The sequence below is a fragment of the Adhaeribacter radiodurans genome, from assembly GCF_014075995.1.
Lineage (GTDB): Bacteria > Bacteroidota > Bacteroidia > Cytophagales > Hymenobacteraceae > Adhaeribacter > Adhaeribacter radiodurans.
Genome location: NZ_CP055153.1, coordinates 4,754,458 through 4,769,191, shown reverse-complemented (window position 1 = coordinate 4,769,191; position 14,734 = coordinate 4,754,458). Strand labels below are relative to the sequence as shown.

The 14,734-nt window shown below is 42.7% G+C and carries 7 protein-coding genes; 4 read left to right on the top strand and 3 right to left on the bottom strand.

The window, feature by feature from the left end; all coding sequences use genetic code 11:
- Nucleotides 1–43: 43 nt before the first annotated feature.
- Nucleotides 44–3,121 (top strand): M4 family metallopeptidase, encoded by a 3,078-nt coding sequence (locus HUW48_RS18980; protein WP_182412439.1) that lies wholly within the window; start codon nucleotides 44–46, stop codon nucleotides 3,119–3,121.
- Between the two features lie 112 nt (nucleotides 3,122–3,233).
- On the opposite strand, the gene HUW48_RS18975 is transcribed toward HUW48_RS18980, so the two are convergent.
- The gene (locus HUW48_RS18975; RefSeq protein ID WP_182412438.1) at nucleotides 3,234–3,941 is read right to left on the bottom strand and encodes a tetratricopeptide repeat protein; all 708 of its coding nucleotides are present in this window, start codon (nucleotides 3,939–3,941) and stop codon (nucleotides 3,234–3,236) included.
- Between the two features lie 282 nt (nucleotides 3,942–4,223).
- Between HUW48_RS18975 and lpdA the strand changes: the two genes are divergently transcribed.
- Together lpdA and HUW48_RS18965 are read left to right on the top strand one after the other, a co-directional pair.
- Complete coding sequence (gene lpdA / locus HUW48_RS18970) at nucleotides 4,224–5,618, top strand: dihydrolipoyl dehydrogenase (protein WP_182412437.1); 1,395 nt, start codon at nucleotides 4,224–4,226, stop codon at nucleotides 5,616–5,618.
- 520 nt (nucleotides 5,619–6,138) lie between these two features.
- Nucleotides 6,139–7,008, top strand: coding sequence for an SDR family oxidoreductase (locus HUW48_RS18965; RefSeq protein WP_220463952.1), 870 nt, complete (start codon nucleotides 6,139–6,141; stop codon nucleotides 7,006–7,008).
- Nucleotides 7,009–7,083: 75 nt separating this feature from the next.
- On the opposite strand, the gene HUW48_RS18960 is transcribed toward HUW48_RS18965, so the two are convergent.
- Both HUW48_RS18960 and HUW48_RS18955 read right to left on the bottom strand, forming a co-directional pair.
- Nucleotides 7,084–8,286, bottom strand: coding sequence for a lactonase family protein (locus tag HUW48_RS18960; protein ID WP_182412436.1), 1,203 nt, complete (start codon nucleotides 8,284–8,286; stop codon nucleotides 7,084–7,086).
- 401 nt (nucleotides 8,287–8,687) lie between these two features.
- The gene (locus tag HUW48_RS18955) at nucleotides 8,688–9,659 is read right to left on the bottom strand and encodes an NAD(P)H-quinone oxidoreductase (protein WP_182412435.1); all 972 of its coding nucleotides are present in this window, start codon (nucleotides 9,657–9,659) and stop codon (nucleotides 8,688–8,690) included.
- A 727-nt stretch (nucleotides 9,660–10,386) separates the two neighbouring features.
- Here HUW48_RS18955 and HUW48_RS18950 point away from each other — a divergent pair.
- Nucleotides 10,387–14,616, top strand: a complete 4,230-nt coding sequence (locus HUW48_RS18950; protein ID WP_182412434.1) for a hybrid sensor histidine kinase/response regulator — start codon at nucleotides 10,387–10,389, stop codon at nucleotides 14,614–14,616.
- Nucleotides 14,617–14,734: the final 118 nt, after the last annotated feature.

Here is a 14,734-nt window from a genome sequence, read left to right as displayed (position 1 = left end):
GCTAGTATTCCAAAATCATTTTAAACCATTTAAGATTTATGTCATGAAAATGTACAAACTTGTTCCCTGCTCGGAACTTGAAAGCAGCAGAAAATGGTGGCACTTCCTTTTTAAGAGCTATCCTAATAAGTTAGCTTGGGTTTATGCCGGCAAAAATAAATTTTTAGTATTACTGGTTCTTAGTGTGATAGGGCTAATAAGTCCGGCTATGGCTCAGGTAGATGATATTAATCAATCTGTTCTGGCACCACTCCTGCAACCTTCCAGCAGGTATACTTTTTTAAGATTTAAGGAAGGGGTACAATTAGCCCCACAAGAGTTGTTTAAAACCTATTCTACGGTATTTGGATTAACTGAAAATGATGTAATGACTTTGCAAAAATCTGACAGCGATAAGTTAGGTTTTATTCATTACCGGTTCCAGCAAGTTTACAAGCAAATACCCGTGGAAGGAGGAGAGTTTATTGTTCACCAAAAAGGAGGAGAACTAACTACCGCCAACGGGCGGGTAGTTCCCAAATTAAACGCCGAGATAGGAAATTCTATGCCCGCTGATGCAGCAATAGACTTTGCTTTGCGGTATACTAATGCTAAACGCTACAAATGGCAATTAGACCGTAGATTATATCCGAAGCCTACTTTAGTGTTTACGCCCGTAAATGTAGAAAGTGGTAAAAACCTTAATTTGGCTGCTACTAAATACCGGTTAGCTTATAAAATGGATATTTTTGCCGCCGTTCCATTTAGCCATAATCGAGTGTATGTTGATGCCTATTCCGGTGAAATAATCAAGACAATTAGCCTTATCCAGGATTGTACAAATGCTACTGCGGCTACTTTGTACAATGGTAACCAATCCATTCAAACTGAACTTACGGCTATGGGTAATTATCGCTTATTTGACAATTGCCGGAGCGATGGCGCCTGCGGCGATGTGGGGGGAACCATCCGTACCCGATCATTGCTTTCCGGAGATTTAACCAACAGTACTACTAATTGGGCAGGGGTAGGAGCCAGCGCACATTGGGCCCTTGAAAAAACCTATGATTATTATAATTGTACCTTCGGGCGGCAAAGCTACGATGGTGCCAATGCGGTACTTAATGCCTTTATAAACGACAATGCCGCAGGACGGGATAATGCTTTTTGGGATAGTGGAACAATGGACATGCATTTTGGAGATGGGGGCGGTGGCGCAACTACCGGAGCTATTGTATCCTTGGATGTAGTAGGGCACGAATTAACTCATGCCTTTACTCAATTTACCGCTGGTTTGGTTTACTCTAACGAATCCGGCGCTTTAAACGAATCTTTCAGCGATATCTTTGGTACAGCAGTGGAATACTACGGACAAGGTGGTACTGGCGATTATGATATTGGAGAAGATATGTGGATTCCGGGCGGAAAATTACGCTCTATGTCTAACCCGAATGACAAAAATCAACCTGACACTTATTTAGGAACTAACTGGTACTCCGGCGTGCTAGACCACGGGGGCGTACATACAAACTCCGGAGTACAGAATTTCTGGTTTTATTTACTTAGCGAAGGCGGCACTGGTACTAACGATATTAGTGACAGCTATAATGTAACTGGCATTGGCCGGGATAATGCACTCGCTATTTCTTATCAGGCCTTAACTTATTACATGAACAGTATGGACCAGTATATCGACTCCCGCTATGCTACTATTCAGGCAGCCGAAGATTTATTTGGGGCCTGTTCTCCAGAATCTTACCAGGTGGCAAATGCCTGGTACGCGGTAGGTGTAGGTGGCCCAGTGGGCGACTTGTGGTCGAAAGACCGCCCGGATGATACCGGCAATGAACCTAACAATATTTCCTCGTTTATGTGGGGCAGCGAGGATATCTGGGTTAGAAAACAAAACGATGGCTTGACAAACCAAGTTCACCAAAATCCGGAATACCGGGATCCAGCTTTGGGCGTTCCTAACTATGTATACGTTCGGGTTAGAAACCGGAGTTGTACCAGTTCCGGCAGCGGCAACGTAAATTTATATTGGGCAAAAGCGTCTACCGGGCTTAGCTGGCCCTCTCCCTGGACAGGAGCTGTAATGGGTGGTTTGCAAATGGGCAGCCCTATTGCTACTCTGCCAACTGGTACCATTGCAGCTAGCGGAGAAACTATCCTGGAATTTCCTTGGTACCCGCCTAATCCGGCCGATTACAGTGGTGCTTACGGCCTCGATTTTTCTCACTTCTGTTTATTATCACGCATCGAAACTTCTACTACCGCACCTTTCGGTATGACTTTCCCCGAAAACACCGATTTGAACTTGAATGTTAAGAAAAATAACAACATTGCCTGGAAAAATATTACAGTTGTGGATGAAGCAGCCGGCGATGGTTTAACCGCCGCTGTAGCCATTGGCAATTATCTGGAACAAGAGCGTTTACGAACCAAATTGGTGTTCAGCATTCCGAAAGAAGAAAAATTGCCATTTACTGCTATTGGCGTAGTAAGAATTTCTTTAGGCGAGAAATTATTTAAAAAGTGGTTAGAAGGAGATAGAGTAGGAGAGGGTATAAAGGTGAATAACCGAGGCGAAATTTACCTTTCTGAACCTACGGCTTGGATTGGAAATATAATACTTAGCCCGCAAGAGGTTTATGGCATTAAAGTGTTGTTTGATGTAAAAGAAAAATTATTGAATGATAGTATCTTTCATTTTGATGTAACTCAATACCGGACCGATAATCAAAGAGATTCTTTAGTAGGAGGAGAGCGATTTGAAATTAATACGAATGCTCTTTTACGGCGAAAAAAATATCCAAAACAGATTATCCAACCAACAAATAATCAGAAAGCTCCTGAGCAAATAGTGAGTTTACCGCTTAAAAATGAGATTACAGCGAAAGCCTTCCCTAATCCGACCAGTGCTTCGGCTACCATCCAATTTTATTTGCCTAAAGCCGGGAATGTAGAACTAAGTATTTATAATGCTATTGGTAATAAAGTAACAACCTTGGTGAATGGATCACAAAATGCAGGATTTCACGAAGTGTTATTCCAGGCGGAAAAGTTACCTAAAGGGATTTATTTTTACCGGCTCAATGCATTAGGTACTAACCTGGTTAAAAGAATATTATTAACAAAGTAAATAGGATCGTACTTTAGTAAAAAACAAAGGTGCCTTAAAGGCACCTTTGTTTTTTACTAAAGTAAATTTCTTATACTCGTTTATTTACAGATAGGCACTGCTAATAATTAAATTACTTACAAAAACGCTTCCGGTAGTCGCCGGCTTTGTCTACGCCTAGTTCTTCGGCTTTGGCCCAATCCCGGCAGGCATCCTGATTTTGCTTTAAAGTTTTGTTAATCAGGGCGCGGTTAAAATAAGCTTCGGGTAGGTCGCTGTCGTAATTCAAGGCTTTGTTATAATCTTCAAGGGCTTCGCGGTAGGCTTTTACCCGAAACTTGGCATTTGCCCGGTTTTGGTAAGCAACGGCGTAATCTGGTTTAAATAAAATGGCTTTGGTGTAATCGTTTACCGCCCCCGCATGATCTTTTAATTTTGCCTTACAAATTCCCCGGTTGTTGTAAGCGTTTGCATACTCGTTATCAAGAGTAATGGCTTGGGTATAACTTACAACAGCTTCCTTTAAATTATTCTGTTGCATTTGCACATCGCCCAGGAATTTAAAAGTTTCGGCATCGTATTTATTTAAAACTGCAGCCTGGTTTAAATCTGTTAAAGCGTTTGGGTAATCTTTTAGTTCGTAGCGAGCTATGCCGCGGCGTTTATATAAATCAGCATTGTTCGATTTCAGGTTAATGGCTTTGCTGTATTCCTCTATTGCGCCCTGGTAATCCTTTGCCTGGAATTTAGTGGCGGCCTGACGCGTATAAGATTTATAATTACGCTGGGTACAGGCCGTAAGCAAGGTAATAGCCACAAAAAAAGTTAAAAAGTATTTCATATAAAACGTTAGGAATTCAAAATATAAGCCAACAATTTTTTATTTAGCCTGTTTTTAGTAAAAGAAATTTTCGTGCCAGCAACTGTAGCGTTCCAGAATTTACTTAACCAATACCTCCGTAGTAGCAGTACTCCTTTTACTTCATCTGAGTTCATGAAAACAGAGAGTACTACCTATAAATTTTTTCATTTTTCCCGGATTTTGAACGGGTAAATATCAATTTGGGAAATACAGATTATAACCTAACTTTGCGGCACTCAATAAGAAAATAAATCCAATAATATGGCATCAGCATACGATTTGATAGTAATTGGCAGCGGACCAGGTGGTTACGTAGCCGCTATCCGTGCCTCACAACTCGGCCTGAAAGTAGGGGTAGTAGAAAGAGCAGAACTGGGTGGGATTTGCTTGAACTGGGGTTGTATTCCCACGAAGGCTTTGCTCAAGAGCGCTCAGGTTTTTGAATACATTAAGCATGCGCAGGACTACGGAATTAACGTAGGAGATGCTACTGCTGATTTCGGGGCAGTAATTAACCGTAGTCGGGGCGTAGCCAATGGTATGAGTAAAGGTATTCAGTTTTTATTCCGGAAAAATAAAATTGATCATATTGCTGGTTTCGGCAAAGTGCTGGGCAACAAAAAAGTAGAAGTAACTACTGCCGATGGTAAAAAAGAAACCTACGAAGCGCCAAATGTTATTTTAGCTACTGGTGCCCGCTCGCGCGAGTTGCCTAATTTGCCAATAGATGGTAAAAAAATTGTGGGCTACCGCCAGGCCATGGTGCTGGAAAAACAACCTAAAACCATGGTAGTGGTGGGTTCCGGTGCTATTGGCGTAGAGTTCGCGTATTTTTATAATGCTATGGGTACCAAAGTTACCATTGTAGAGTACATGCCGAACGTAGTGCCCGTAGAAGACGAAGAAGTATCCAAACAACTCGAAAAATCTTTCAAAAAATCGGGTATTGATATTTTAACCAACTCTTCGGTAGAAGCCGTAGATACCAGCGGCGAAGGCTGCGTAGTTAAAATTAAAACGGCTAAAGGCGAAGAAACAATTACCTGCGATGTAGTTTTATCGGCGGTTGGAGTAGCTACTAACCTGGAGGGCATTGGTTTAGAAGAAACCGGCGTAAAAGTAGAAAAAGGCCGGGTAGTAGTAGATGAATTCTACCGCACCAGCGTACCGGGCATTTATGCCATCGGCGATATTGTAATGGGGCCCGCTCTGGCGCACGTTGCTTCCGCGGAAGGTATTATTTGCGTAGAGAAAATAGCCGGTCACCATCCGGAGCCGCTTAACTATAAAAACCTGCCGGGCTGTACGTATTGCTCTCCCGAAATTGCATCGGTAGGCTTAACCGAAAAACAAGCCCGCGAACAAGGTTTAGACATTAAGGTAGGTAAATTCCCTTTTTCGGCATCGGGCAAAGCTAGTGCCGCTGGGGTGAAAGAAGGTTTTGTAAAAGTAATTTTCGATGCCAAGTACGGCGAATGGCTGGGCGCGCACATGATCGGGGCCAACGTAACCGAAATGATTGCCGAAGTAGTTGTAGCCCGGAAACTGGAAACAACCGGTCACGAAATTATTAAATCAGTACACCCGCACCCTACCATGTCAGAAGCAATAATGGAAGCTACTGCCGCTGCTTACGACGAAGTAATTCACTTGTAGAATTTAAAATTATACATTCTAATTAAAGGAGCTGAAGGAGAAATCTTTCAGCTCTTTTGGTTTATTCTGATTATATCAGCTAGAATTTACTAATTGCTATACGTTTATTTAAAATAGGCCAACTGGTAGGTTTAGAAAACTTGAATGTCCGAAATATAAGTTTAAAACAATTTTTTCTACTTACTCCCGTCATCGTGGAAGGATCTAACCAATTGAGAGTAACTGCCACAGTGTTGTTTAGAAAGTTATTCTTTACATTCAACAAGTAATCCTTCTATTACAAGTGTTCCGTTCCTCTTTTCTGCCGGTTAGATCCTTCCCGAATGACAAAAGAGGAAAAAGTATGTATTACTTGATTCCATTTCAGGCAGGTTTCGTACAAAAATGTTTTCAAAACCTGCCGGGTTTAAACTGGGTTTAGGTTCTAGCTCCTATGGCAATAAATTTATAAGATTGGGCATAATTTATATCACTTTAAGACCAGTGTCCGTTTAGGTAAATTCTAACCAGAATCAAGAGAATGAGAACAGATTTGATGTTAAAAGAAAACGCCTTAAAAGGCAACACCATTATTATAACTGGGGGCGGCACGGGTTTAGGTAAATCTATGGCGCAGGTATTTTTGCAGTTGGGAGCCCAAGTAGTAATTACCAGTCGTAAGTTGGAGGTGCTGGAACAAACAGCAGCCGAATTGCACGAACGTACAGGTGGCATTATTGTACCAATTGCCTGCGATGTACGCGATTACCAAGCCGTGGAAACCATGCTGCAAACGGCTAGGGAAAAATTAGGTACCATAAACGTTTTAATTAATAATGCCGCCGGTAATTTCATTAGTCCCACCGAACGACTCAGTCCCAAAGCCTTCGACGTAGTAACTGATATTGTTTTAAAAGGCAGCTATAACACGACTTTAGCTTTAGGAAAGCTTTGGATTGCCGAGCAACAGCCGGGTACTATTTTAAACATTGTTACTACCTATGCCTCGACGGGTTCCGGGTACGTAGTACCCTCGGCCTGCGCCAAAGCTGGTGTACTGGCTCTTACCCGTTCGTTAGCGGTAGAATGGGCTAAATACGATATTCGTTCCAACGCCATTGCCCCGGGACCTTTCCCGACGGAAGGTGCTTTTAGCCGCCTTTTTCCGCCAAATCTGGTTGATATAGTGGATCCGGTAAAGCGCGTTCCGGTGAAACGATTAGGTGAACCCCTTGAACTAGCCAACCTCGCCGCTTACCTGGTTTCCGATTATGCCTCTTTTATAAACGGCGAAGTTGTTACCATAGACGGCGGCGAATGGCTCAAAGGAGCCGGTGAATTCAATCATTTCGACGAGATACCCTCAGAACTTTGGGATTCCCTGGAACAGCAACGCCGGAAGAAAGAATAATTTACCAGCTACCATTGATAGAATTCTTTACCTTTTAATAGACTATGGAAGCAGTATTATCTTGCCCATGTATGCTTAGCTTTTTTTACCATTAAAATCCGCAACTATCTGCACACACACTGGCTTGGGTACTTGGGCCGAAAAACCAGTAGGGGTTAGCTGACCGGTACCTGAATCAATGCGATAAGTAAAAATATCGTCAGAACGCTCATTAGCGGCTATTAAAATTTTGCCCGATGGATCAATAGCAAAATTACGGGGCCAATTACCTTGGGTGCTTACATGCTGCACCAGTGTTAGTTGGCCATTAGTTGGGTTAATACTAAATACGGCTATGCTATTATGGCCCCGGTTAGAACCGTAAAGAAACTTACCATCCGGCGAAACGTGTACATCGGCACAGTAACTTTCGCCGGTAAAATCAGTGGGTAAAGTAGAGAGCGCTTGAATCTCTGAAAAAGTACCTTGGCTGGCATTGTAGGTCAGAGCAATTACGGTGGAGTTAAGTTCGCAGATCAAGAAAGCAAATTGGCCGTTCGGGTGAAAGGTAAGGTGGCGCGGACCCGCACCCGGCTTGGTTTGAAAAGCAGGTTGGGCAGCCCGGGTAAGTTTGGCCGATTTAGGATCCAAACGATAACCCAGTACCTGATCTAAACCTAAATCTACTGCAAAAATAAAGTTGTTTTTAGGATCGGGAATAATGCAGTGCGCGTGCGGGCCAGATTGCCGATTAGATATGCTGCTTCCTTGGTGTTGCTCATTCCCGACCGCCTTTTTTAAGGAACCATTGTCCTGGATTGGTAGGGCAATTACATTACCACCACCATAATTAGCCGCAAGAGCTACTTTTTCGGTTTTATCTAAAGAAATATAACACGGCGACGAACCTTCCGAAGCTTGCTGGTTTAATAAAGTCAATTGTCCGGTTCCGGGATCTACCGAGAAGGCACTTACCGCGCCACTCTTGGCATTATTATAATTACCAATTTCATTTACCGCGTACAGGAATCTTTTTTTCGAATCTAAAGTCAGGAACGAGGGGTTTTCGCCTCCCTTTACGGCTAGTAAACGCGTTAGTTCGCCGGTATCGGTATTTAACCGATAACCAAAAATGCTGTCTTGGTCGGGTTTGGCGTAAGTACCAACGTATACAAAATAAGAAGAAGCTTTGGCAGCAGCTTTCCCGCTGGCGCAGGCCTGTAAAAACATTGGCAGACTAGCTAAGCCTAAACTGGTTGTTTTTAAAAAATTACGGCGCGAAGTAGTTGTAAGAGTCATAGGGATAAACCTTTTTGGCACCTCTAATTACTTAAATTTACTATTATCGCCAAAAAGCAATCCTTTTCAATTGAAATTTTTTTTTAATAAAGCCTTACAAGAGTGCAGAATTGTGTGAGGCGTACTACTTGCTTATTAAAAGTAACTGCCTGCTTTTGTTTAAGTTGGGTGTAATCGTAAATGTGAATTACTTTTTACTTTTTCTTAAAAGTTGCTGTAGAATTTTTAATTGAACGGAGGTTTTTATTTTGCTATCTAAGTAAAGAGACAAATTAAATGATAGATAATAATTTGGGTAATAGCTCCCCTCCTAAGTTTAGGAGGGGTAGGGGTGGTTGTTTTTCCACTAAAACTACGCGTGAGAATGTATATTTATTTTTGTCCAGGTACTTAAGCCACAATCAATTTACTTCTAAAACTAATTTGCCAATATGTTCACTACTTTCCATAATAGAGTGGGCTTGAGCTGCCTCGGAAAGGGGTAGTACCTGATAGATTACCGGTTTGAATTTTTTGTTTTGCAGTAATGGCCAAACGTGTTTTTCAATATCAGCGGCCAGGTTTGCTTTAAAATCTGCTTCACGCGGACGCAGAGTGCTGCCGGTAATAGTTAAACGCCGGCGCATTACATCCATAATATTAAACTCACCCTGGTTACCTAGCATGGCATTAATAAATACCAAGCGTCCATCCGGTTTTAAAAGCTGAATATTTTTGGGCGTATAAGGTCCTCCAATCATATCCAGAATAACATCTACCCCATCGCTGGCGAAAGCTTCGGCAAAATCTTCGGTTTTATAATTAATTGCTTTATCTGCTCTTAGAGTGAGGCAGGCCGCACATTTATCCGGACTGCCCGCCGTGGTAAATACCCGGGCACCGAGCGCCTTGGCTAATTGAATAGCGGTGATACCAATACCGCTCGTACCGCCGTGAACCAAAAAGGTTTCGCCGGCTTGTAGATGTCCGCGCTGAAATACGTTGTGCCACACGGTAAAAACAGTTTCGGGCAAAGAAGCAGCTTCCGCAAAAGACCAGTTGGCCGGTAAGGGCAAACAATGGCGCGCATCGGCAACTACGTATTCGGCATAACCACCACCACCCAATAAAGCACAAACTGCCTGACCCGGTTGCCAGCGGTTTACCTCCTCGCCGCATTCTGTAATTATTCCAGCTATTTCCAATCCCGGGATATCCGCCGGCACGCCTGGAGGTGGCGGATAACCACCTTTCCGCTGAAAAACATCGGGCCGGTTTACGCCGGCGGCTTTTACCTGAATCAAAACTTCGTGTGCGGCTGGAACAGGCGCAGGCCTTTCCTGAAGTTGTAAAACATGTGGGGCACCAGGTTGAGTAATTACAATGGCTTTCATATAGGATACATCTATTTTTAAAGCTTATACTCGCTGCCCAACAATAAAGTAATTCTTTATTCAAAATTAAAAAGGATTCTTAACCATTATAGCAACTGTTTTAATAGCCAAGTATCTAATTCAAGCTTAATCATGTGACTCTTATAATTGGTAATATAATAGCACTATTTTAGTTTTAGGAACTTTAAACTTTTACTTTTTATTGATAGAATAAATTTCAACTTATTAAAATCTATAGTAGATAGTTCTATAATTTTAATCAGTTATTTTTAAAAAACAGTAGCACTATAAATTTCAATTGATGGATACTGTAAAAGTAAATCGTAAACTTTTTGTAACTATTATTAGAATTGTAGAGGTTTATTTTAACTAAATATTAAAATTGTTTACCTGGTATTGCCGGATAACTTATTGGTTTTCTTACTTTAGTATTTGGTAAACGAATTGCATTTAATAAAGGTTAAATCACTGGTAAACTTTTATTTTATAATTAAAATGTACTATTTACATGGTTAGTATACTTATTATTTTATAGTAAATAAATATAAATTTTATTAGATGCTTCCTTTTGGAAAAATTTTAATAAAAAACACTGTTGCACCATTAGAGTAAAATTGATTTATAGCAATAAAGGTTATAGGCTGAGCGGATTCTCCAAGTTGCTAGCCCAATAACTATTGAAAAATACTCACCGGAATAGTTCACGAAGGTGGCCGTAATTATTAAGATGAAAAAACTCTTTTTTAGTATCCTTTTTTATTTCTGTGCCCTGGCCATTTTTGCCCAAGCACCAGATCTAAAATTTACGCACTTAACCAATGCGCAAGGTTTATCGCAGAGTACGGTTATGTGTATTCTGAAAGATAAATCCGGATTTATGTGGTTCGGCACCATGGATGGGTTAAATAAGTACGATGGATACAACTTTACCGTTTACCGGCACGATCCTAACAAACCCGGCAGCATTCCGGCCAGCGATATTATGGCGCTTTACGAAGACAAAGCTGGTAATTTATGGATAGGAACTAACGGCGGAACATTGAGCCGTTACGATCGGGCTAACGATACTTTTGTGCATTACCCGGCTAACCTCAACGATAAACAAGCCATTAGTGATAAAGCCGTTACGGCTATTTTCGAGGACAGCCGGGGAAATTTATGGCTGGGTACCATGGCAGGTTTAAATTTGTTTGATAGAAAAACCGGTAAGGTTACCCGTTTTATGGCGGGGCCACGGCATACCAACCATTTAAGCAACAACAGTATTGCCTCTATTACCGAAGATACTAAGGGCAACTTATGGATTGGTACCTACGGTGGGCTGAACCGCTTCGATCCCCGCACCAAAACAATTACTCAATTCCTCCACTACGATAATAATGCCCAAAGCCTGACGTACAACTATGTTACTGCTCTGCTGCCGGAAGAAAACGGTGATATTTGGGTGGGTACGTACGGGGGCTTAGATTTATATAATGCTGCTACTAATACTTTTACGCATTTTCGGCATAATCCGGGTAATGCTAATGGGTTGAGCAGTAATACTGTTTATGCTCTTACCAATGCCGCCCCGGGTAAAATCTGGATTGGTACCGAACAAGGTTTAAGTCTTTACGATAGCGCCACAGACCAATTTCAGCATTACGCCAAGAAATCCGAAGTTGAAAACAGTTTAAGTCATAATTCAATAATTTCCTTGCTGCAGGATAAGCAGGGAATTTTATGGATTGGTACGAACTCCAGCGGTTTAAATAAATACGACCGCAATTTATCTACTTTTGCTTTATACCAGAGTCATAACCCCGACCTTACCAGTTTAAGTTTTAATATTGTGACGGCCTTTGCCGAAAAAAGCAACGGCGATGTATGGGTAGGAACCGATGGTGGCGGCTTGAATCTTTTTAACCGGGAAACCCAGACCTTCTCGCGGTGGTTGCCGAACCCGAGGAATAAAAATTCTCTGGCTAGCCCGGCGGTATTGGATTTGGTGCAGAGCCAGAAAACCGACGATCTCTGGATAGGCATGTTTGATGGCGGATTGAATCGTTACAATTGGAAAACAAATACTTTTACGCATTATAAAGCCGGTAACTCTCCTTATCATTTAAGTAATAACTCTGTTTTCCGGTTAATCGAAGACCGACAAGGTAATATCTGGATTGGCACCGGTGGGGGCGGATTGAATAAGCTGGATGTTAAAACCCAAAAAATAACGCAATACAAGTTTGACCCCGCTAACCCCAACAGCCTGAGCAACGATTATATCCGGGCTTTGTACGAAGACAAGGCGGGTAATATTTGGGTAGGTACTTATTCAGGTGGTTTGAACAAGTTTAACCCGGAAACGCAAACCTTTACCCGTTACGATAAAGCAAATAATAATCTGAGCCACGATGTAATCTTTTCTATTACGGAAGATCGGCGGGGTAATTTGTGGGTGGGTACCATGGGTGGAGGATTGAACGTATTAAACAAGAAAACCAATAAATTTACTTTTTTCACCGAAAAAAATGGTTTGCCCAGCAACGTTATCAATAGCATCGTGGAAGATGCCTCGGGCTTTTTGTGGTTGAGCACCAACAACGGGGTAAGCCGCTTTCATCCCGAAAAAAATACGTTTAAAAACTATAGCCCTTACAATGGCTTGCAAAGTTATGAGTTTACAGACGGGTCGGGTCTGATTACCCAAAATGGGGAAGTTTTTTTTGGCGGCAGTAATGGGTTTAACTTATTTCAACCGGCACAAATGGTAGATAATACCAATGTGCCACCGGTAGTATTAACCGATTTACATTTATTTAATAAGTCGGTAGATATTGGGGGTGATTCGCCTTTGCAGCAACATATAAGCCAGACGAAAACACTTACCCTGCCCTACGACCAGGCTGTTTTTGCCCTGGAATACGCTGCCCTGGATTATACCATTCCGGAAAAAAACCAATATGCCTACATTCTGGAAAATTTTGACAAACAATGGAGCCACGTAGGTACCGAGCGCAAAGCCACCTACACCAACCTCGACCCAGGAACGTATACTTTTCGGGTAAAAGCTGCCAATAACGATGGGGTTTGGAACCCGCAGCCTACTACTTTAAAAATAATTATTACTCCCCCTTACTGGATGACCTGGTGGTTCCGGTTGTTGCTGGCCGGAGTGGTTACAGGGGGTGTATTGGCTTTTTACCGCAACCGCTTACAAACTATCCGGGAGCAGCAAGCTAAACTGGAACAACAAGTGCAGGAACGCACGGCGCAGGTAAGTCATCAGAAAGAAGAATTACAAAGGCAAGCCACTCATTTAAAACATTTAAATGAGCAGTTGCTCGATCAGCAGGAGTACGAAAAGCAAGCCAAAGAAGAAGCAGAACAAGCGCGTCAGGAAGCCGAAAAAGCCAATCAGGCCAAGAGTATCTTTCTGGCTACCATGAGCCACGAAATCCGTACGCCGCTGAATGGGGTTATTGGCATGACCGCTTTACTCTCCGAAACCAAATTAGATGCGGAGCAGCGCAACTTTACCGAAATTATCGGCCGCTCGGGTAAAAACCTGTTAACGGTAATAAACGATGTGCTCGATTTTTCTAAAATTGAATCGGGTAAGATGGAGCTGGAACAGCAATCTTTTAACCTCCGGGAATGCCTGGAAGAGGTGCTGGATATGTTTGCCAGTAAAGCCGCCCAGCAGCAATTAGAATTACTCTATGAACTCGATTCCAAATTACCAAACTGCATTGTGGGAGATTATAGCCGCTTGCAGCAGATTCTCATTAACCTGGTAGGCAACGCTTTAAAATTTACTGCCGCAGGCGAGATTGTGGTAAAGGCAACGCTGGAACAACTATTAGAGAACGATCAATTAAAGTTAAGATTTACGGTAAAAGATACCGGCATTGGTTTTTCGCCGGAGAAGGCGGCCAGTTTGTTTCAACCGTTCTCTCAACTCGATTCCTCAACTACCCGCAAATACGGGGGTACAGGCTTAGGATTGGCTATTTGTAAAAGATTGGTGGAGTTAATGCAAGGAGAAATTAGCGCTATCAGCCAGCCGGGAGCAGGAGCAACATTCCGGTTTACCCTGCTTACCGCTGCCGCCCCGGACCTTAACGTTACCGACGTAGTAACACCCGTAAATGCTGGTGAACTACAGCATAAAACTATTTTGCTGGTAATCCCCAATGCTACTTGTTGCGAGTGGTTGTGCCAGCAATTGCAGCACTGGCAGTATAAGCCGGTAGCAGTAGCTTCGGCCCGCGAAGCACTATCTGTTGTAAAGCAACAAACTTTTGATGCGGTACTCACCGACCGGCAATTACCTGGTATGGATGGTGTGTCTCTGGCCCAGGCCTTGCGCCAGCAGCAACCTGACTTGCCTCTTATTTTATTATGCCCCTTAGGTAACGAACTAGATGCCGAAGCTCGTGCGTTGTTTAGCTGTACCTTGAGTAAACCAGTAAAATACCTGGCGCTACAACAAGCAATTAAAGAAAGTATGCAGCACCAACGGCCGGAAGTTAGCCCAGCCACTGCCCAACATAAACTTTCGGAAAAGTTTGCGCATCAGTATCCGCTGCGCATTTTAGTGGCCGAAGATTATCCGATAAACCAGTTATTTGCCCGCATGGCGCTAGAACGTTTGGGTTACATCATCGAAATGGCCGAGAATGGCTTACAAGTACTTACTGCCTGCGAGCAAAGCCGCTACGACGTAATTCTGATGGATGTACAAATGCCCGAAATGGATGGTTTGGATGCTACCCGGGCTATCCGGGCGCAAGAGAATAGTCCCCAACCGTACATTATTGCCACCACTGCCAGTGCTCTTACCGAAGATGAATTAGCTTGTATTGAGGCCGGCATGAATGCCTTTATTAGTAAACCCATCGACTTGGATGCGCTCATGAAAGCCTTGCAAAAAGCATTTGCGTTTATGCAGGAAGTGGCCGAACTGGAGAAGTAAGGTTAGACTTTTGAGAGCCTTTAAGATTTCAAGCAGCGGTTTACTTCCTTTATTTTCCTTTAAGCCTTTAACGCAATCATAATAGTGCCCTTACCGGAGCTGTTAGGTCCGGCAAACA